The sequence below is a fragment of the Streptacidiphilus cavernicola genome (genome assembly GCF_042510955.1).
Lineage (GTDB): Bacteria > Actinomycetota > Actinomycetes > Streptomycetales > Streptomycetaceae > Streptacidiphilus > Streptacidiphilus cavernicola.
The window spans coordinates 23,078-42,117 of sequence record NZ_JBHFAB010000042.1; the positions used below are offsets into that span (position 1 = coordinate 23,078).

At 72.9% G+C, this 19,040-nt stretch carries 17 protein-coding genes and 1 pseudogene; 16 read left to right on the forward strand and 2 right to left on the reverse strand.

The annotated features are described in order from the left end of the window. The first annotated feature begins 36 nt into the window (after positions 1–36). From ACEZDE_RS33310 to ACEZDE_RS33335, 6 genes are all read left to right on the forward strand, one after another. Positions 37–2,340: a molybdopterin-dependent oxidoreductase gene (locus ACEZDE_RS33310; protein WP_380544792.1), complete on the forward strand. Its 2,304-nt coding sequence runs from the start codon at positions 37–39 to the stop codon at positions 2,338–2,340. A gap of 148 nt (positions 2,341–2,488) precedes the next feature. After that, a complete protein-coding gene (locus ACEZDE_RS33315) occupies positions 2,489–2,761 on the forward strand; it encodes a hypothetical protein (RefSeq protein WP_380513340.1) in 273 nt (90 codons plus the stop codon). A 184-nt stretch (positions 2,762–2,945) separates the two neighbouring features. After that, positions 2,946–4,118, forward strand: a complete 1,173-nt coding sequence (gene glgA, locus ACEZDE_RS33320) for a glycogen synthase (protein ID WP_380544838.1) — start codon at positions 2,946–2,948, stop codon at positions 4,116–4,118. Positions 4,119–4,150: 32 nt separating this feature from the next. After that, a complete protein-coding gene (gene glgC / locus ACEZDE_RS33325; protein WP_380544795.1) occupies positions 4,151–5,368 on the forward strand; it encodes a glucose-1-phosphate adenylyltransferase in 1,218 nt (405 codons plus the stop codon). Between the two features lie 112 nt (positions 5,369–5,480). Next, complete coding sequence (locus tag ACEZDE_RS33330) at positions 5,481–6,035, forward strand: hypothetical protein (RefSeq protein WP_380544798.1); 555 nt, start codon at positions 5,481–5,483, stop codon at positions 6,033–6,035. A gap of 37 nt (positions 6,036–6,072) precedes the next feature. After that, positions 6,073–7,491, forward strand: coding sequence for a glutamate decarboxylase (locus tag ACEZDE_RS33335; RefSeq protein WP_380544801.1), 1,419 nt, complete (start codon positions 6,073–6,075; stop codon positions 7,489–7,491). Between the two features lie 36 nt (positions 7,492–7,527). Here ACEZDE_RS33335 and ACEZDE_RS33340 read toward each other — a convergent pair whose 3' ends face one another. Next, entirely contained in the window at positions 7,528–8,208 is a 681-nt protein-coding gene (locus ACEZDE_RS33340) for a pyridoxine/pyridoxamine 5'-phosphate oxidase (protein ID WP_380544804.1), read from the reverse strand. Between the two features lie 99 nt (positions 8,209–8,307). Here ACEZDE_RS33340 and ACEZDE_RS33345 point away from each other — a divergent pair, with 99 nt between their 5' ends. Beyond that, on the forward strand, positions 8,308–8,814 hold the full coding sequence (locus ACEZDE_RS33345) for a lipopolysaccharide assembly protein LapA domain-containing protein (RefSeq protein ID WP_380544807.1): 507 nt from the start codon (positions 8,308–8,310) through the stop codon (positions 8,812–8,814). Positions 8,815–8,821: 7 nt separating this feature from the next. Here ACEZDE_RS33345 and ACEZDE_RS33350 read toward each other — a convergent pair whose 3' ends face one another. After that, positions 8,822–9,463 (reverse strand): TetR/AcrR family transcriptional regulator, encoded by a 642-nt coding sequence (locus tag ACEZDE_RS33350; protein ID WP_380544810.1) that lies wholly within the window; start codon positions 9,461–9,463, stop codon positions 8,822–8,824. Positions 9,464–9,611: 148 nt separating this feature from the next. On the opposite strand from ACEZDE_RS33350, the gene ACEZDE_RS33355 reads away from it, so the two are divergent. The 9 genes and pseudogenes from ACEZDE_RS33355 to ACEZDE_RS33395 form a co-directional block, all read left to right on the forward strand. After that, entirely contained in the window at positions 9,612–10,508 is an 897-nt protein-coding gene (locus ACEZDE_RS33355) for an ABC transporter permease (RefSeq protein WP_380544841.1), read from the forward strand. Continuing rightward, positions 10,501–11,361: an ABC transporter ATP-binding protein gene (locus ACEZDE_RS33360; protein ID WP_380544813.1), complete on the forward strand. Its 861-nt coding sequence runs from the start codon at positions 10,501–10,503 to the stop codon at positions 11,359–11,361. The genes ACEZDE_RS33355 and ACEZDE_RS33360 overlap by 8 nt, the downstream gene beginning before the upstream one ends. A gap of 179 nt (positions 11,362–11,540) precedes the next feature. Further along, positions 11,541–12,500 (forward strand): squalene synthase HpnC, encoded by a 960-nt coding sequence (gene hpnC / locus ACEZDE_RS33365; RefSeq protein WP_380544816.1) that lies wholly within the window; start codon positions 11,541–11,543, stop codon positions 12,498–12,500. 8 nt (positions 12,501–12,508) lie between these two features. After that, positions 12,509–13,411 (forward strand): presqualene diphosphate synthase HpnD, encoded by a 903-nt coding sequence (gene hpnD / locus ACEZDE_RS33370; RefSeq protein ID WP_380544819.1) that lies wholly within the window; start codon positions 12,509–12,511, stop codon positions 13,409–13,411. A 139-nt stretch (positions 13,412–13,550) separates the two neighbouring features. Continuing rightward, on the forward strand, positions 13,551–14,939 hold the full coding sequence (gene hpnE / locus ACEZDE_RS33375; protein WP_380544822.1) for a hydroxysqualene dehydroxylase HpnE: 1,389 nt from the start codon (positions 13,551–13,553) through the stop codon (positions 14,937–14,939). Between the two features lie 21 nt (positions 14,940–14,960). After that, complete coding sequence (locus ACEZDE_RS33380; protein ID WP_380544825.1) at positions 14,961–16,103, forward strand: polyprenyl synthetase family protein; 1,143 nt, start codon at positions 14,961–14,963, stop codon at positions 16,101–16,103. Between the two features lie 4 nt (positions 16,104–16,107). Beyond that, positions 16,108–18,222, forward strand: a complete 2,115-nt coding sequence (gene shc / locus ACEZDE_RS33385) for a squalene--hopene cyclase (RefSeq protein WP_380544829.1) — start codon at positions 16,108–16,110, stop codon at positions 18,220–18,222. An 18-nt stretch (positions 18,223–18,240) separates the two neighbouring features. Then, a complete protein-coding gene (locus ACEZDE_RS33390) occupies positions 18,241–18,912 on the forward strand; it encodes a 5'-methylthioadenosine/S-adenosylhomocysteine nucleosidase family protein (RefSeq protein WP_380544832.1) in 672 nt (223 codons plus the stop codon). Positions 18,913–18,917: 5 nt separating this feature from the next. Then, positions 18,918–19,040 (forward strand): annotated as a pseudogene (locus ACEZDE_RS33395) (flavodoxin-dependent (E)-4-hydroxy-3-methylbut-2-enyl-diphosphate synthase); the annotation flags it as partial.

Genomic DNA, 19,040 nt, shown 5'->3' on the forward strand with positions numbered 1-19,040 from the left:
TTCCCGCCGCCCGGCGCCGGGGCTACGCTCGCGGGCATGGCTGAGCTACCGATCAGTACGGCCGCGGTCGCGACCGCCGTCACCCACCGCACCTGCCCGCTCTGCGAGGCCGCCTGCGGGCTGACCGTGACCACCGGTCCCGGCCTCGACGACATCGCCGTCCGCGGCGACGCCGACGACCCGTTCAGCCGCGGCTACCTCTGCCCCAAGGGGGTGGCCCTCGGCCAGCTGCACAGCGACCCGGACCGGCTCCGCGCCCCGCTGGTCCGCCGCGGCTCCACCTGGACCGAGGTCGGCTGGGACGAGGCCCTCGCCGAGGCCGGACGGCTGCTCGCGCCGCTACTGCGCGAGCACGGCCCGGACAGCGTCGCGGTCTACCTCGGCAACCCGGTGGTGCACAACCTCGGGCTCGGCCTCTACAGCAGGGTGCTGATCCAGGCCCTGGGCACCGGCTACCGGTTCAGCGCCAGCACCGTGGACCAGATGCCCAAGCAGGTCGCCTGCGGGCTGATGTACGGCACCGAGCTGTCGGTCACCATCCCGGACCTGGACCGCACCGACTACCTGCTGGTGCTCGGGGCCAACCCGATGGTCTCCAACGGCAGCCTGCTCACCGCCCCCGACCTGCCCGGACGGCTCCGCGCGCTGCGCCGCCGGGGCGGCCGGCTGGTGGTGGTGGACCCGCGCCGGACCCGTACCGCCGACGTCGCCGACGAGCACCTGACGATCCGTCCGGGCACCGACGCGCTGCTGCTCGCCGGGATCGCCAGGACCCTGCTGGAGCAGGGCCTGGCCGACCCCGGCCAGGCCGCCCCGCACCTCAGCGGCCTGGCCGAACTACGGGAGGCGCTGCGCCCGTTCACCCCGGAGGCGGTCTCCGTCGCCACCCGGATCCCGGCCGGGACGGTGCTCCGGCTGGCCCGGGAGCTCGCGGCGGCGCCCAGCGCCGCCGTCTACGGCCGGATCGGCACCACCACCACCGCCTTCGGCACCGCCGCCAGCTGGCTGGTCGACGTGGTCAACACGCTGACCGGCAACCTGGACCGCCCCGGCGGGGTGATGTGGCCGCAGCCCGCGGCGGGCTCGCCCAACACCACCGGCCGGCCCGGCCGCGGGCGCGGGGTGCGGGTCCCCGGCTCCCGGCGGACCCGGGTCCGCGGACTCGCCAGCGTCTTCGGCGAGTTCCCGGCGGCGGCGCTGGCCGAGGAGATCGACACCCCGTCCGCGGACGGCGCCCGGCTGCGCGGCCTGGTCACCGTGGCCGGCAACCCGGTGCTGTCCACCCCCAACAGCGCCCGGCTCGGCTCGGCGCTGGCCTCGCTGGACGCCATGGTCAGCGTGGACGCCTACCTCAACGAGACCACCCGGCACGCCGACGTGGTGCTCCCGGCCGCCTCCCCGCTCGCCCGGAGCCACTACGACCTGGTGTTCACCGCCTTCTCGGTCCGGGACCAGGCGCACTACTCGCCGCCCAGCCTGCCGCTGCGCCCCGGCGACCTGGACGAGGCCGAGGTGCTGCTCCGGCTCACCTGCGCCGCGCTCGGCGGCGGCACCACCCCGGACCAGCTGGACGACCTCACCGCCGAGCAGACCGCCCGCGGCATCGCCGCCGACCCGTCCTCCCCGGCGTACCGCAGGGACCCGGCCGAGCTGCTGGCCGCCGTCGCCCACCGCACCCGGCAGGAGCGGCTGCTGGACCTGATGCTGCGCGGCGGCCCGTACGGCGACGGCTTCGGGGCCAGGCCGGAGGGGCTGAGCCTGGCCGCGCTGGAGGCCGCGCCGCACGGCCTGGACCTCGGCCCGCTGCGGCCCCGGCTGCCCGGGGTGCTGCGCACGCCCAGCGGCAAGGTCGAGCTGGCCCCGCCGCAGCTGCTGGCCGAGGCCGCCCGGCTGGCCCGGCACCTGGCCGAGCTGACCGCCGCGCCGGACGGCGGGCTGCTGCTGGTCGGGCGGCGGCAGCTGCGCTCCAACAACTCCTGGATGCACAACGTGCCGCTGCTCGCGGGCGGCAGCAACGGCTGCACCCTGCAGCTCAATCCGGCCGACGCCCAGCGGCTGGGCATCGCCGCGGGGCAGCGGGTGACGGTGCGCTCCCGGGTCGGCGAACTGGAGGCCGAGGCGGAGCTCGCGGCCGGGCTGATGCCCGGCGTGGTCAGCCTGCCGCACGGCTGGGGCCACAGCGACCCGGCGACCCGCGGCGCGACCGCGGCCCGGTCGCCCGGGGTGAACAGCAATCTGCTCACCGACGAGGAGCCGCTCGATCCGCTGTCCGGTACGGCCGTCCTGAACGGAATCCCCGTTCGGGTACAGCCCTCCGACGAGGGAATCCGAAGCGAATGAGCAGAACACGCGCCCCCGTTGGGGACCTGCTCGTACGGGTGACGGCCAGGCGGAGTACGGTGGGGGTGCTCGCGGAACAGTTGCACACCGACCTCTCCGGGCGGATAGTCTTCGCTCCACGGCCCTGGTGCCTTCCAAGGGGTGGGATATGAATCAGATTCAGCATGTGCGCAGCAGGCCGCGGGTTCCCGCGGTGCAGTGCGGCACTGGCGCGGCGAGCCGACGGCTCGACCGTCACCTCGCCGTGCTCGGCGCACCTGCGCTCCCGCAGGTGGACGTGGCGGAAGCGGTCGGCCTCATAAGGGAGCTGACGCCCCGCGGGGTCAGCGCCCCGTCGGCGCGCCCCAACCGGGGCGCCCGGATGGTGCTGCTCGCGCCGCTCAGGCGGCTCACCCGCTCGCTCTTCGGCGGCCGCAAGTAGGTCGCCGCGCTCCCGGCCATGACCCGGCGTCATGGCCGGGTTCGGCATGTCTCCGTCCGTTCACCCGAACAGCATCGATCTACCGACCGGTATCCGAAAGTATTGATCAATCATTCGGGTTCGGGGATCGAACGCCGGTTTGATGGGCAGGGTCCCAGGCGGAGGTGCACAGATGAGCCACACCATGCGGGTCGGCCTGCTGACCCGGGAGTTCCCACCCGACGTCTACGGCGGCGCCGGAGTCCACGCGGAGTTCCTGGCAAGGGAGTTGGCCGCCCTGGTGGACCTGGACGTGCACAGTTGGGCCGGTCCCGGCCTGGCCGGCGCCCCCGGGGTCAGCCGCCACGCCGCCGATCCCGCCCTGGACCGGGCCAACCCGGCGCTGCGCACGCTCTCGGTCGACCTCGCCATCGCCGCCGCCGTCGCCGACCGCGAGCTGGTGCACTCGCACACCTGGTACGCCAACCTGGCCGGCCATCTCGCCAAACTGCTGCACGGCATCCCGCACGTGCTCACCGCGCACTCGCTGGAGCCCCTGCGCCCGTGGAAGGCCGAGCAGTTGGGCGGCGGCTACGCCGTCTCCAGCTGGGTCGAGCGGACCGCGGCCGAGGCCGCGGACGCGGTGATCGCGGTCTCCGCCGGGATGCGGGCGGACCTGCTGTCCTGCTACCCGGCGCTCGACCCGGCCCGGGTGCACGTGGTGCACAACGGCATCGACACCGGCCTCTACCGGCCCGATCCGGCCACCGACGTGCTGGAACGGCTGCGGATCGACCCGTCGCTGCCGACCGCGGTCTTCGTCGGCCGGATCACCCGGCAGAAGGGTGTCCCCCATCTGCTGCGCGCCGCCATGCGGTTGGACCCCTCGGTGCAGCTGGTGCTGTGCGCGGGCGCCCCGGACACCGACGAGGTGGACCGGGAGTTCCGGTCCCTGTTCGCCGAGTTGAGCGCGGCCCGGAAGAACGTGCACTGGATCGCGGAGATGCTGCCGCGACCCGATGTGGTGCAACTGCTGTCGCACGCCGAGGTGTTCGTCTGCCCGTCGGTCTACGAGCCGCTGGGCATCGTCAACCTGGAGGCGATGGCCTGCGGCACGGCGGTGGTGGCTTCGGCGGTCGGCGGCATCCCGGAGGTGGTCGAGGACGGCCGGACCGGGCTGCTGGTGCCCTACCACGGCCGGAGCGCCGAGGACTTCGAGGCGTCCTTCGCCGAGGCCGTGGACAGCCTGGTGCTCGATCCGGTCCGCGCCGCCCGGTTCGGCGCGGCCGGGCGGGAACGCGCGGTGGCCGACTTCGGCTGGGCCGCGATCGCGGAGCGCACGGTGCAGGTCTACCGGACCGCGCTCACCGGGTCCTGAGCGCAGAACACCCGACTCGCAGGGGAGTGTGCATGGCTGGTGGCCCGTCAGTTCTCGGAATAGTCCTCGCAGGCGGAGAGGGGAAGCGGCTGATGCCGCTGACCGCGGACCGGGCGAAGCCCGCGGTCCCGTTCGGCGGGGCCTACCGTCTGATCGACTTCGTCCTGTCCAACATGGTGAACGGCGGGATCAACCGGATCTGCGTGCTCACCCAGTACAAGAGCCACAGCCTGGACCGCCACGTCTCGCAGACCTGGCGGATGACCAGCATCCGCGGCGACTACGTCACCCCGGTCCCGGCCCAGCAGCGGCTCGGCCCGCGCTGGTACCTCGGCAGCGCCGACGCCATCTACCAGTCGCTGAACCTGGTCTACGACGAGCAGCCGGACTACATCGTGGTCTTCGGTGCCGACCACGTGTACCGGATGGACCCGCAGCAGATGCTGCAACGGCACATCGAGTCGGGGGCCGGGGTGACCGTGGCCGGGATCAAGGTGCCGCGCAGCCAGGCGTCCGAGTTCGGGGTGATCACCACGGGACCCGACGGCCGCAGCGTCGCGGGCTTCCTGGAGAAGCCGGCCGATCCGCCCGGCCTGCCCGGCGACCCGGACCGGGTCTTCGCCTCCATGGGCAACTACATCTTCACCACCAAGGTGCTGCTGGACGCGCTGCAGCAGGACGCCGAGGACGAGACCTCGGTGCACGACATGGGCGGCAGCATCCTGCCGATGCTGACCGCGACCGGCCAGGCCGAGGTGTACGACTTCGACGACAACAAGGTCCCCGGCGAGACCGCGCGCGACCACGGCTACTGGCGCGACGTCGGCACCCTGGACGCCTACTACGACGCGCACATGGACCTGATCTCGGTCCAGCCGGTGTTCAACCTCTACAACCGGCACTGGCCGATCTTCAGCCACCCGCCGCAGCGGCCCCCGGCCAAGGTGGTCGCCGGCGGGATGGTCGCCGAGTCCATGGTCAGCGCCGGATGCATCGTCAGCGGCCAGGTCACCGGCTCGGTGCTGGGCCCCGGCGTGGTGGTCGAGGCCGGCGCGGTGGTCCAGGAGTCGGTGCTGATGGACGGGGTACGGGTGGGCCGGGGCGCGGTGGTCCGCAAGGCGATCCTGGACAAGAACGTGGTGGTGCCGCCGGGCGCGGTGATCGGGGTGGACCCGGTCCGCGACCGCGAGCTCTACACCATTTCGGCCGGGGGAGTGGTGGCGCTGGGGAAGGGGCGTCAGGTCCGTTGACGGACGCCGGATGCGCCGATGGAGTAGCGCGCCGGGCGGCCGTGCCGGGGCGGCCATACGTTCGAGGTATCCGCCCCGCCCGCCGCGGGGCCCACCGGAGAGGTCCTCCTCCATGCGCACGCACCGCCGCTCCCTCGCCGCCGCTTCCATCGGGCTCACCGCACTGATGCTGACCGCCGCGGGCTGCTCCAGCAGTACCTCGGACAAGCTCAGCAGCGTCGCCTCCGGCAAGGCGTCCGAACTGGCCTCGGCGGCCAAGGGGAAGGCCTCCGGTGTCGCGGGCAGCGCGCAGGCCGCCGCCTCCTCGGCCGCCGCGGCGGCCAAGGGCAAGGCCTCGAGCGCGGCCTCGGCGCTGGGCTCGGCCAAGGCCTCGGCGAGTGCCAAGGTGTCGGCGAGCGCCAACGCCGGCGCGGTCACCAAGAACGCCACCGTGGGCGGCTTCTGCTCCGCCACCGGCGGCAGCGGGCAGACCGCCAAGGGCCTGGCCGTGACCTGCGCTGCCGACGGCAGCGGCAAGAACCGCTGGAAGTCCGCCGCGGTGGCGGGCGCCAACGCCAGGGCCGGAGCCTTCTGCGCCACCGCCGGCTCCACCGCGACCGGCAGCGGCAGCACCACGCTGGTCTGCAAGGCCGGGTCCGACGGCCGCGACCGCTGGACCAAGAAGTAGCAGCACCACCCCTGTTACCGACCCGGGAAGGACCCCGATGGGACTGCACAGAGGACGACAGGCCGAGGCCGACGGCGCGGGAGGCGCGCGGGTGTCGGTCAACCCGTTCCTCGGCACGGCCAACCCGGGGCCCGGACTGGAGACCGCACCGCCCAAGCACCGGCTGCCGGACGGCCCGATGCCGGCCGAGACCGCCTACCAGGTGGTCCACGACGAGCTGATGCTGGACGGGAACGCCCGGCTCAACCTGGCCACCTTCGTCACCACCTGGATGGAGCCCCAGGCGGCGGCGCTGATGGCCGAGTCGGTCGACAAGAACATGATCGACAAGGACGAGTACCCGCAGACCGCGGAGCTGGAGCGGCGCTGCGTCGCCATGCTCGCCGACCTCTGGAACGCCCCCGACCCCGAGCACGCCGTCGGCTGCTCCACCACCGGCTCCAGCGAGGCGTGCATGCTGGCCGGGATGGCGCTGAAGCGCCGCTGGATGCGCCGCAACCCCGAGCGCTACGCCGCCGGGCACCGGCCCAACCTGGTGATGGGCGTCAACGTCCAGGTCTGCTGGGAGAAGTTCTGCAACTTCTGGGAGGTCGAGGCGCGCACCGTGCCGATGGAGGGCGAGCGCTACCACCTGGACGCGGCCTCCGCGGTGCCGCTGTGCGACGAGGACACCATCGGCGTGGTCGCCATCCTCGGCTCCACCTTCGACGGCTCCTACGAGCCGGTCTGGGACGTCTGCGCCGCGCTGGACGAGTTGCAGCAGCGCACCGGCCTGGACATCCCGGTGCACGTCGACGGGGCGTCAGGGGCGATGGTCGCGCCGTTCCTCGACCCGGAGCTGCGCTGGGACTTCCGGCAGCCCCGGGTGGCCTCGATCAACACCTCGGGCCACAAGTACGGCCTGGTCTACCCGGGCGTCGGCTGGGCGCTGTGGCGGGACCAGGAGGCGCTGCCGGAGGAGCTGGTCTTCAAGGTCAACTACCTGGGCGGCGAGATGCCGACCTTCGCGCTCAACTTCTCCCGCCCCGGTGCGGAGGTGGTCGCCCAGTACTACGCCTTCCTCCGGCTCGGCTTCGACGGCTACCGCGCGGTGCAGCAGGCCAGCCGCGACATCGCCGTCTCGCTGGCCCGGCGGATCGCCGACCTCGGCCCGTTCCGGCTGCTCAGCCAGGGGGACGAGCTGCCGGTGTTCGCCTTCACCACCAAGGACGAGGTCAAGGCGTTCGACGTGTTCGACGTGTCCCGGCGGCTGCGCGAGCGCGGCTGGCTGGTGCCCGCCTACACCTTCCCGGAGAACCGGACCGACCTGGCCGCGCTGCGGGTGGTCTGCCGCAACGGCTTCTCCGGCGACCTGGCCGACCTGCTGATCGCGGACCTGACCCGGCTGCTCCCGGAACTCCAGGAGCAGCCCGGCCCGCTGCACCGCGCCGAGGTTGCGGCCGGCTTCCACCACTGACCTGCTTGCTGCACCGGTCCGCTCGGGTCGGGGCGCTCAGGGCCAGAGCAGTCCCCGGGTCCACCCGCCGTCGGCGTCCGCCGTGTAGCGGAGCCGGGTGTGGCCGCGGCCGGGCGCGCCCTGCCAGAACTCGACCGCGGTCGGCCGGACCGTGAACAGCGCGTGCTCCGGATCGACCAGCGACGGGTCGGCGGTCGCCCGGTCGAGTGCCTCGGCGAAGGCCGGGGCCAGCAGCGCTGAGTCGGCCAGCGGCTCGCTCTGCCGGCCGACCAGGCTCGCCGCGCGCGACCCCGGGAGCCGGGAGCGGAAGTCGGCGGCGGCGGTCTCCGGGTCGGCCCGGACCACCGGGCCGCGCAGCCGGATCTGGCGGCCCTGCTCGCGCCAGTGGAAGCCCAGTGCCGCCAACGGCCGCGCGGCCAGCTGCCGGCCCTTGGCGCTGCCGGCACCGGTGGCGAAGCTCCAGCCGTCCGGGCCCGCGTCCCGCAGCGCCACCACCCGCAGGTCGGGGCAGCCGTCGCGGTCCACGGTGGCCAGGGTCATCGCGTGCGGTTCGCTGACCCGCTCGGCCACGGCCTGCCGCAGCCAGTCCAGGAACAGCGGGAACGGCGCGTCCGGCGCGGTGGCCGGATCGAACACGCCGAGCGGCGGGGCCAGCATCGGCACCCCGAACAGCAGCTCGCGGACGGTCGTGGTCGACCGCGGGTCCGGCGTGGCCATCGCTGCTCCTGGGGCTCGTGGGAAACGGCGAACATGCTAGCCGCTGCTTGGGATCCGGAAAGCGGGGAACGCGCAAGGGGAGCAGAGGATGTGAGAGCCATGGCCGTCCCTCCGGACCACCCGGACCACCCGCCTACCTCAGGGGCCGCCGCCCCCGACCCCGTCGCCGCGCCTGTCACCGATGCCGGAGCCGTCGCCGCCGAACCCACCGCTCCCGACCCCGCCGCGCCCGCACCCGCTGCTCCCGCCCCCGCTCGGACCTTCGGCTCGGGCCACAAGCGCCGTGGCCGCCCGGTGCCGCGGACCAGGACCGGGACGGCCTGGGCCGGGATCATCGCCGCGGTGGTGCTGCTGATCCTGCTGATCGTCTTCATCGCCCAGAACGCGCACCCGGTGGACGTGTCGTTCCTGATGCTGCACGGGCGGTTCCCGCTGGCCGTGGCCCTGCTCGCGGCGGTGGCGGGCGGCGCGCTGATCACCGTGGTCATCGGCAGCCTGCGGATGCTGCAACTGCGCCGCGCCGTCCCCCGGCGCTCGCGTGTGGCTGCGCCCCCGGCGGCAGCCGCGCCGCCGGTCCCGGAGAAGAAGGAGCAGTCGCAGGCGTGACGGCGGGTCAGCCGACCGGCGGCACCGCGCCCAGCGCGGTGCCGATGGAGGCGGCCAGCCGTTCCAAGTAGTCCTTGCCGATCGGCGTCCTGACCACGGCGAGCCGCCAGTACAGCGGCCCGGCGATCAGGTCCAGGGCGAGGTCGGGGTCGGTGTCGGCGGGCAGCTCGCCGCGGGCGACGGCCTTGCGGACCAGCGCGGCGCTGCTCTGCCGCTGCGCCTCGCCCAGCGCCGTGGCCAGGGTCTCGGCGATCTCCGGGTTGCGGGCGGCCTCGGCCAGCAGGTCGGGGACGATCTGGGCGGCCAGCGGGTGCCGCAGCACCCGGGCCACCACGTGGACGAACATCCGCAGGTCGTTCTGCAGCGAACCGGTGTCCGGCAGGAAGATCCCGAGTGACGCGACCTCGGAGACCACGTCGATGACCATGGGCAGCTTGGAGCGCCAGCGGCGGTAGACGGCGGTCTTGCCGACCCCGGCCCGGCGGGCGACGGCCTCGATGGAGAGGCGGCCGTAGCCGCTGACGGCCAGCTCTTCGAACACCGCGCCGCGGATCGCCTCGGTGACGTCGTCGCGCAGCACCGCCGCACCCGCCGGGGTGCGCTTGAGGGTCTGCGGCTTCCCGGGATTCGATGGCTCGCCTGTCAGCATGGAGCCATAGTAGCGTCACGACGGAACGGTTGCGTTCTCTCGTGCGAAGCCGCTAGCTTCCTCTTAACGCGACGAGACGATACCGTTCCGTCGTGTCAGTCGGGGGCGGAGTCTTGGGAGCAGCGTGTCTACGGTGTACGAGCAGCGGGTGGCCGGTGTCACCGGCCTCGGTCATGACTCGGGCCTGAGCCCGGGCGAGCTGGCGGCCAAGTACGGGCTGACCGTCAGCGGCAAGCGCCCCAGTGCCCTGGAGTACGGGCGGCAGGTGTGGGGGAGACGCCACTTCATCATGGCCTACTCCACGGCCAAGCTGAACGCGCTCTACACCACCGCCAAGCTGGGGCAGATCTGGCAGGTGATGACGCCGCTGCTGAACGCGGCCGTCTACTACCTGATCTTCGGCCTGCTGCTGGGGACCAAGCGTGACATCCCCAACTTCATCGCCTACCTCTGCACCGGCGTCTTCGTCTTCGCGTTCACCCAGTCCGCGGTGCTCTTCGGGACCCGGGCGATCGCCGACAACCTGGGCCTGATCCGGGCGCTGCACTTCCCCCGGGCCTGCATGCCGATCGCCTCCACCCTGATGCAGCTGCAGCAGCTGCTGTTCTCGATGGGTGTGCTCGGCGTGATCGTGCTGGGCACCGGGGAGCCGCTGACCATGCGCTGGCTGCTGCTGGTGCCTGTCCTGCTGCTGCAGTCGCTGTTCAATACCGGTGTGGCGATGTTCATGGCCAGGGTCGGCGCCAAGACGACCGACCTGGCGCAGCTGATGCCGTTCATCATCCGGACCTGGATGTACATGTCGGGCGTGTTCTGGGCCGTCAGCTCCATCACGACCAAGGCCCCGCACTGGGTTGGCCTGCTCATCGAGGCGAACCCGGCGCTGATCTACATCAGCCTGATGCGCTTCGCGCTGCTGGACTCCTACCCGGCCAGCAGTCTCCCGCAGCACGTCTGGCCGATGGCGATCGCCTGGGCGATCGTCATCGGTGTCGGCGGATACCTGTTCTTCTGGAAGGCTGAGGAGGAGTACGGCCGTGGCTGAGACCTCGACTGGTGACACCATGACTACGGACGCGACCCCCGGGGTGACCCCGGAGGGCGACCCGATCGCCGAGGCGCCGAAGAAGCCGGTCTCCGAGGTCCCGACGGTGATCGTGGACAACGTCCACATCGTCTACAAGATCTACGGCGGGGGCGGCGGCAAGGGCTCGGCCACCTCGGCGCTGTCCCGGATCGTCAAGCGCAAGGCATCCCCCGCGGTCACCGAGGTGCACGCGGTCCGCGGCATCAGCTTCACCGCGTACAAGGGCGAGGCGATCGGCCTGATCGGCTCCAACGGCTCGGGCAAGTCGACCACCCTGTCCGCGGTGGCCGGCCTGCTGCCGACCGCGTCCGGGTCGATCTACACCGACGGCCAGCCCTCGCTGCTGGGCGTGAACGCGGCGATGATGAGCGACCTCAGCGGCGAGCGCAACGTGGTCCTCGGCTGCCTGGCGATGGGGATGTCCTACGCCGAGGTGCGCGAGCGCTACCAGCAGATCGTCGACTTCTCCGGCATCAACGACAAGGGCGACTTCATCTCGCTGCCGATGCGCACCTACTCCTCCGGCATGGCGGCCCGGCTGCGGTTCTCCATCGCCGCGGCGAAGACCCATGACGTGCTGCTGATCGACGAGGCCCTGTCCACCGGCGACGCCTCGTTCCAGCGGCGCAGCGAGGCCCGGATCAAGGAGCTGCGGGAGGAGGCCGGGACGGTCTTCCTGGTCTCGCACAGCAGCAAGTCGATCCGGGACACCTGCGACCGGACGATCTGGCTGGAGCACGGCGTGATCCGCGCCGACGGCCCCACCGACGAGATCGTCACCGAGTACGAGAACTGGATGAAGAAGCGGTAAGAGCAGGTAAGAGCACCTGCGTCGAAAAAAGTGACGGTATGACAGCCCGTTCGCGCCACCCCGGCGACGGGTTGTCACACCCGAGTCCTAAGCTAGGAGCAAGATCCCGCGGACCCTCTCCGGGTGTGTCCGCTGTGGGCAGGCAGTGAAGATCGGTGTAGAACGGGGGGGTGGCGGTCATGACAGTGCGTCGGCAGGCTGTGCGGCCGGAGGAGTCCGGTGCTGTGCTCGACAAGGCGGACCGGGAGAACTTCCCCGTCGCCCCCTTCTTCATGCCCCCGGCGATGCGCACCGGGCTGATGGCCGTCTACGGCTTCGCCCGGCTGGTGGACGACGCCGGTGACGGCGACCTCGCGGACCCGGCCGGCACCGCCGCGACCCTGGGTGCGGAGCTCCCCGAGGACGGCGCCCCGGCGACCGCGGAGCACACCAGCACGGCCTTTCGACTGGCCCTGCTCGACGCTCTTGAGGCTGATCTCGACCGGGTGTTCGAAACCGTCCTCGGCACTCCCGGCGCCGAGCCGCCGCGGCACCCGCTGCTGGCGGCCCTGGTCCCGGTGGCGGACGTCCACGGGCTCACCCCGGACCCTTTCCGTGCCCTGATCCAGGCCAACCGGGTCGACCAGACCACGGTCCGCTACGCCGACTTCGACGCCCTGCTCGGCTACTGCGAGCTCTCCGCCAACCCGGTGGGCCTGCTGGTGCTGCAGCTGGCCGGGCTGGCCACGCCCGAGCGGGTGCGCCGCTCCGACGCGATCTGCAGCGCGCTCCAGGTGGTCGAGCACATCCAGGACGTCGCCGAGGACCGCGGCAACGGCCGGATCTACCTCCCCGCCGAGGACCTCGAACGCTTCGGCGTGGCCGAGACCGACCTCGACGCCCCGCAGGCCGGACCCGCCCTGCGCGCCCTGGTCGGCTACGAGGCGCAGCGCGCCCGCGACCTGCTGGACCAGGGCGCCCCGCTGGTGGGCTCGGTCAGCGGCCGGCTCCGGCTGCTGCTGGCCGGCTTCGCGGCCGGCGGCTACGCCGCCCTCGACGCCGTCGCGGCGGTCGACAACGATGTGCTGTCCGGGGCGCCCAAGCCCCGCAAGAGCCGCCTCCTCCGTGAGGTCGCGGCAACGCTGGTGAGAGGAAGGTGAGTCGGCGAATGGAGGGATCCCCAGGGAACGCGCTACCGGTGTCCCCGCAGGCGGCTGCGGCGTACCGGTACTGCGAGGCGGTGACCGGGGCGCAGGCCCGCAACTTCTCCTACGGGATCAGGCTGCTGCCCGCCGACAAGCGGACGGCCATGTCCGCGATCTACGCGCTGGCCCGCCGGATCGACGACATCGGCGACGGCGACTGGTCCGACGAGCGCAAGGCCGAGCACCTGGGCCGGACCAGGTCCATGCTGGACGAGGTCCGCGAGGGTGACGTCGACCCGCTGGACACCGACCCGGTGAAGCTGGCCCTGGCCGACGCCTGCTCCCGCTTCCCGATCCCGCTGGACGCCCTGGACGAGCTGATCGACGGCGTGGAGATGGACGTCCGCGGCACCGAGTACCAGACCTTCGAACAACTGCGGGTCTACTGCCGCTGCGTGGCCGGCACCGTCGGCCGGCTCTCGCTGGGCGTGTTCGGCTGCACCGACCCCAAGCGCGGCGCCGAGTTCGCCGACACCCTGGGCCTGGGCCTGCAGCTCACCAACATCCTCCGCGACGTCCGCGAGGACGCCGGCAACGGCCGCACCTACCTCCCGGCCGAGGACCTGGCCCGGTTCGGCTGCGAGCAGGGCTTCGGCGGCCGTCCCGCCCCCGGCGCCGACTTCCGCGGCCTGGTGCTGTTCGAGGCCCGCCGGGCGCAGGAGTACTTCGACGAGGGCCTGCTGCTGCTGCCGATGCTGGACCGGCGCAGCCGCGCCTGCGTCGCCGCGATGGCCGGGATCTACCACCGGCTGCTGGAGCGGATCGTGCGCGAGCCCGAGGCCGTGCTCCGCGGCCGGGTCTCCCTCCCCGCCTGGGAGAAGGCCTATGTGGCGGTCGCGGGCCTCGCCGGAGGACGTGCTTCTTGACCGTCTTCTTGACCGTTGTATCGTACAACTGTTCACTGGTGACGAGCGGTCATGGTGCGTTTGTCACACAGAGTCGCAGGGGAGTCACCAGAGGCGTCGGGGGAGCGTCGGGGGCAGGCACACGAGCAGGGAGAGGCGCATGACAGGGCGGACGGCCGTGGTCGTCGGCGGGGGGCTCGCGGGGATCACCGCGGCGCTCCGCCTCGCGGACGCGGGAATGGCGGTCACCCTGGCCGAGGCACGGCCGCGGCTGGGCGGCCTCGCCTTCTCCTTCAAGCGCGGGGACCTCTGGGTCGACAACGGCCAGCACGTCTTCCTGCGCTGCTGCACGGCCTACATCGGCCTGCTGGAGCGGCTCGGGGTGATGGACCGGGTACGGATCCAGCCCCGGCTCGACGTCCCGGTGCGGGACGTCAGGACCGGGCGGACCGGGGCGCTGCGCCGGGCCGGGCTGCCGGTGCCGCTGCACCTGGTGAAGAGTCTGGCGCTGTACCCGCACATGGGCCTGGCCGACAAGGCCGCCACCGGCCGCGCCGCGCTGGCGCTGCGCGGCCTCGACCTGGACGACCCGGCTCTGGACCAGGAGTCCTTCGGCGACTGGCTGCGCCGGCACGGGCAGTCCGCGCGGGCGGTGGAGTCGCTCTGGGACCTGGTCGGGGTGGCCACCCTGAACGCCGTGGCCGACGAGTCCTCGTTGGCGCTGGCGGCGATGGTGTTCAAGACCGGGCTGCTGAGCGACCCGGGCGCCTCCGACATCGGCTTCGCCACGGTCCCGCTGGGCGCGCTGCACGACGAGGCCGCGCGCGCGGTGCTGGAACGCGCCGGGGTGCGGGTGCTGCTGCGCACCCGGGTGAGCGCGATCGAGGCCTCGTCCCCGCGCGGCCACAGCGTGCTGCTGGAGGGCGAGCGGCTGGACGGCGGCGCCGAGCGGATCGAGGACGTCGACGCGCTGGTGCTCGCGGTGGCCCAGGACGCCGCGCACGACCTGCTGCCGCCGGGCAGCCTGGAGCATCCGGAGCGGCTGCTCGAACTCGACTACGCGCCGATCCTCAACGTCCACGTGGTCTACGACCGCACGGTGCTGGAGCAACCCTTCCTGGCCGCGCTCGGCTCGCCGATCCAGTGGGTGTTCGACCGGACCCCGCACTCCGGGCTGACCGGCCCCGGCCAGTACCTGGCGCTGTCCCAGTCCGCGGTGCGGGACGAGATCGACCTCCCGGTCGCGGAACTGAGACGCCGTTACCTCCCGGAACTGGAAAGGCTGCTGCCGGCGTCGAAGGGGGCGGCGGTGACCGAGTTCTTCGTGACCAGGGAGCGCACCGCGACCTTCGCGCCCACCCCGGGGTCCGCAAGGTTGCGGCCTTCCGCCCGTACTCTCGGTCCCGGCCTCTACCTGGCCGGGGCCTGGACCGCCACCGGCTGGCCCGCGACCATGGAGGGCGCTGTGCGCAGCGGTGAAACCGCAGCTCAGGCCGCCCTCGCCGACACAGCGAAGCTGGCTGACGCCCTGGCGACCGCCACCGACTGACGGACCGTAGACAGGTTGGTTATGACAGCGACAGCAGCGCCCCTGACGAACGACCAGAACGGAGAGGGAGCAAGCGTGGTTTCGAGCCCTGAAGAGACTCGTCCGGCGCGGCCGGCCGAGCCGTCGGTGGATGTGGCGTCCCTGCTCGAACGAGGACGAACCCTCTGTACTCCCGTCCTCCGGGAGGCCATCGGACGACTGGCACCGCCCATGGACCGGGTCTCCGCCTACCACTTCGGCTGGACCGACGCCGAGGGGCGTCCCACCGAGGGCGACGGCGGCAAGGCGGTCCGCCCGGCGCTGGCGCTGCTCTCGGCGCAGGCGGCCGGGGCCCCGGCCGAGACCGGCATCCCCGGCGGCGTCGCGGTCGAGCTGGTGCACAACTTCTCGCTGCTGCACGACGACCTGATGGACGGCGACGAGCAGCGCCGGCACCGGGCCACGGTGTGGACGGTGTTCGGCCCGGCCCAGGCGATCCTGGTCGGCGACGCGATGTTCGCGCTGGCCAACGAAGTGCTGCTGGAGGCCGGCGACAACGGCGGCGCCACCGCGACCGACGCCGGCCGCGCGGTGCAGCGGCTCACCCTGGCCACCCGCAAGCTGATCGACGGCCAGGCCCAGGACCTCTCGTTCGAGCACCGGGACCGGGTCAGCGTCGAGGAGTGCCTGGAGATGGAGGGCAACAAGACCGGCGCCCTGCTCGCCGCCTCCGCCTCGGTCGGCGCGGTCCTGGCCGGGATCGACGACGCCGGCGCCGACGCGCTGGAGCGCTACGGCTACCACCTGGGGCTGGCCTTCCAGGCGGTGGACGACCTGCTGGGGATCTGGGGCGCCACCGAGGTCACCGGCAAGCCCAACTTCGGCGACCTGCGCCAGCGCAAGAAGTCGCTCCCGGTCTCGGCCGCGCTGGCCGAGGGCGGCAAGGCCTCGCTCCGGCTGGCCGACCTGCTGGCCGACCCGGAGGGGCGCGGCCACGAGGACGAGGAACAACTCGCGGTCCGCGCGGCTTTGATCGAAGAGGCGGGCGGTCGTGCCTGGACCGCCGAGGAGGCGCGCCGCCAGCACCGGACGGCGCTGGCCGCCCTCGACGAGGTGCCCATGCCCGCCGTCGTTCGGGAGCAGTTCGCAGCGCTCGCCGAATTCGTCGTGGTCAGGGAGAGGTGACGAGATGACAGCAACCGCGGACGGACGGCTCGGCCCACAGTACGAAGCAGAGCCGACCGCGGAGAGCGGTACCGCCGACGAGGGGGAGAGCCCGGAGTCGGAGTCAGCGCAGGCCGGCCCGCAGCCCGGCCCGGACGTCCGGGCGCTCGCCGCGGAGACGCTGGAGCGGGCGACCGCGCACCTGCTCGGCCTGCAGGACGCCGAGGGCTGGTGGAAGGGCAACCTGGAGACCAACGTCACCATGGACGCCGAGGACCTGCTGCTGCGTCAGTTCCTGGAGATCAGGACCGAGGAGCAGACCCGCGCCACCGCCGACTGGATCCGCTCGCAGCAGCAGCCGGACGGCACCTGGGCCACCTTCTACGGCGGCCCGGCCGAGCTGTCCACCACGGTCGAGGCGTATGTCGCGCTCAAGCTGGCCGGCGACGACCCGGAGGCCCCGCACATGCGCCGGGCCGCGGCGTACGTCCGGCAGAGCGGCGGGATCGCCGCGACCCGGGTGTTCACCCGGATCTGGCTGGCGCTGTTCGGCTGGTGGCCCTGGGACCGGCTGCCGGAGCTGCCGCCCGAGGTGATCTTCCTCCCGCGCGGCTTCCCGCTGAACATCTACTCGTTCGGCTGCTGGGCCCGGCAGACCATCGTGCCGCTGACCGTGGTCTCCGCGCACCGCCCGGTCCGGCCGGCCCCGTTCGCCCTGGACGAGCTGCACGCCGACCCGGCCGACCCGTACCCGGCGCGGCCGTTCGCCGCCCCCTACACCTGGGACGGCCTGTTCGAGCGGCTGGACCGGGTGCTGCACCTCTACCACCGGATGCCGGTGAGGCCGGTCCGCCGGATGGCGCTGAGCCAGGCCGCCAAGTGGATCGTGGACCGGCAGGAGGCCGACGGCTGCTGGGGCGGTATCCAGCCGCCCGCGGTGTACTCGCTGATCGCGCTGCACCTGCTCGGCTACCCGCTGGACCACCCGGTGATGGAAGCGGGGCTGGCCGCGTTCGAGCGCTTCACCGTGCACACCGACGAGGGCCACCGCTGGATCGAGGCCTGCCAGTCCCCGGTCTGGGACACCTGCCTGGCCGTGGTCGCGCTGGCCGACGCCGGCCTGGCCAAGGACCACCCGGCGCTGGTCAAGGCCACCGACTGGATGCTCGGCGAGGAGATCACCAGCCCCGGCGACTGGGCCGTGCAGCGGCCCGACCTCAGCCCCGGCGGCTGGGCCTTCGAGTTCGAGAACGACAACTACCCGGACGTGGACGACACCGCCGAGGTGGTGCTGGCGCTGCGCCGGGTGGAGCACCCGGAGCCGGAGCGGGTGGACGGCGCGGTGCGCCGCGGCGTCGGCTGGACCATGGGCATGCAGTCCAAGAACGGCGCCTGGGCCGCGTTCGACGTCGACAACACCAGCAGCCTGCCCAACAAGCTGCCGTTCTGCGACTTCGGCGAGGTGGTCGACCCGCCGTCGGCCGACGTCACCGCCCATGTGGTGGAGATGCTCGCCGCGGTCGGCCGGGCCGCCGACCCCCGGGTCCGCCGCGGCGTCGACTGGCTGCTGCGGGAGCAGGAGGAGGACGGCTCCTGGTTCGGCCGCTGGGGCACCAACTACATCTACGGGGTCGGCTCGGTCGTCCCCGCCCTGGTCGCGGCCGGGCTCCCGGCCTCGCACAGCGCGGTCCGCCGCGCCGTGGACTGGCTGGAGCAGCACCAGAACGCGGACGGTGGCTGGGGCGAGGACATGCGCTCCTACAGCGACCGCAGCTGGGCCGGGCGCGGCACCTCGACCGCCTCGCAGACCGCCTGGGCGCTGATGGCGCTGCTCGCGGCGGGCGAGACCGGCGAGGTGGTGGACCGCGGCGTGGGCTGGCTGGCCGCCACCCAGCTGCCCGAGGGCACCTGGGACGAGCCGGAGTTCACCGGGACCGGCTTCCCGTGGGACTTCTCCATCAACTACAACCTCTACCGGCTGGTCTTCCCGGTCACCGCACTCGGCCGGTACCTGCACGGAACCCCGGAGCTGGGCGGCGGCGTCCCTGCTGACGGGCAGAGTGCCCGGGGCCCGCTCACCGCTGAGCTGCCGCCCCCGGCGCGGCTGCTGCCGTCGCTGACCGGGCGGCGGTCGCGATGAGGCAGGAGCGCCGCTGACATGAGTACGGAGCCTCCCAGAGCCGACGGCTCCGGACCGGCCGGGCCGGGACCGCTGCTGCTCGCCTGCGCGCTGACGGCCGAACAGGCCGCCCTGCGCGCGGGCGTGCGCGCGGCCTCCGCGCAGGGGACGCTGCTGCTGCGGACCGGGATGGGTCAGCAGCGGGCCCGACGCTCCGTCAGCGGCGCCCTGGCGCAGGGGGCGCAGACACCCGGCGCGTTCCTGTTCGCGGGCTTCGGAGCTGCGGTGGGACCGGGAATAAGGCCGGGAGACGTCCTGGTTGCCACTGAGGTGCGCGATGCCGACAGTGGATCGATCGACCTCCCGTGCCCGGACGCACTCGCCGGGGCACTGCGCCGTGCCGGACTGACCGTGCACACCGGCCCGCTGTTCAGCTCGGACCGGGTGGTGCGCGGCGACCGCCGCGCGGCCCTGCACGCCGAGGGCGTGCTGGGCGTGGAGATGGAGACCGCCGGCGCGCTGACCGCCCTCGCCGGGGGGATCCCGGCGGCGGCCGTGCGGGTCGTGGTCGACACCCCCGAGCACGAACTGCTGCGCCCCGGCATCCTGCTCCACGGACTGCGCGCCTGGCGCGCCCTGCGCACCGCTGCTCCCGTTCTCGCCGGTTGGCATGTTGGCACCACTGTTGGCACCACTGAAAGGCTCGGGTAACACCCATGACCGCGATCTCGCTCGGAATGCCGTCCGCTCCGCTCAAGCCGCTTGCTGTGCGGCGGAAGAGTCGTCAGATCATGGTGGGCAGTGTCGCCGTGGGTGGGGATGCGCCGGTGTCGGTGCAG

What these genes read in the sequence shown, in the direction of transcription:
- ACEZDE_RS33310 (WP_380544792.1), top strand. Translation starts at nt 37, where the DNA reads ATGGCTGAGCTACCGATCAGTACGGCCGCGGTCGCGACCGCCGTCACC.
- ACEZDE_RS33315 (WP_380513340.1), top strand. Translation starts at nt 2,489, where the DNA reads ATGAATCAGATTCAGCATGTGCGCAGCAGGCCGCGGGTTCCCGCGGTG.
- glgA (WP_380544838.1), top strand. Translation starts at nt 2,946, where the DNA reads ATGCGGGTCGGCCTGCTGACCCGGGAGTTCCCACCCGACGTCTACGGC.
- glgC (WP_380544795.1), top strand. Translation starts at nt 4,151, where the DNA reads ATGGCTGGTGGCCCGTCAGTTCTCGGAATAGTCCTCGCAGGCGGAGAG.
- ACEZDE_RS33330 (WP_380544798.1), top strand. Translation starts at nt 5,481, where the DNA reads ATGCGCACGCACCGCCGCTCCCTCGCCGCCGCTTCCATCGGGCTCACC.
- ACEZDE_RS33335 (WP_380544801.1), top strand. Translation starts at nt 6,073, where the DNA reads ATGGGACTGCACAGAGGACGACAGGCCGAGGCCGACGGCGCGGGAGGC.
- ACEZDE_RS33340 (WP_380544804.1), bottom strand. Translation starts at nt 8,208, where the DNA reads ATGGCCACGCCGGACCCGCGGTCGACCACGACCGTCCGCGAGCTGCTG.
- ACEZDE_RS33345 (WP_380544807.1), top strand. Translation starts at nt 8,308, where the DNA reads ATGGCCGTCCCTCCGGACCACCCGGACCACCCGCCTACCTCAGGGGCC.
- ACEZDE_RS33350 (WP_380544810.1), bottom strand. Translation starts at nt 9,463, where the DNA reads ATGCTGACAGGCGAGCCATCGAATCCCGGGAAGCCGCAGACCCTCAAG.
- hpnC (WP_380544816.1), top strand. Translation starts at nt 11,541, where the DNA reads ATGACAGTGCGTCGGCAGGCTGTGCGGCCGGAGGAGTCCGGTGCTGTG.
- hpnD (WP_380544819.1), top strand. Translation starts at nt 12,509, where the DNA reads ATGGAGGGATCCCCAGGGAACGCGCTACCGGTGTCCCCGCAGGCGGCT.
- hpnE (WP_380544822.1), top strand. Translation starts at nt 13,551, where the DNA reads ATGACAGGGCGGACGGCCGTGGTCGTCGGCGGGGGGCTCGCGGGGATC.
- ACEZDE_RS33380 (WP_380544825.1), top strand. Translation starts at nt 14,961, where the DNA reads ATGACAGCGACAGCAGCGCCCCTGACGAACGACCAGAACGGAGAGGGA.
- shc (WP_380544829.1), top strand. Translation starts at nt 16,108, where the DNA reads ATGACAGCAACCGCGGACGGACGGCTCGGCCCACAGTACGAAGCAGAG.
- ACEZDE_RS33390 (WP_380544832.1), top strand. Translation starts at nt 18,241, where the DNA reads ATGAGTACGGAGCCTCCCAGAGCCGACGGCTCCGGACCGGCCGGGCCG.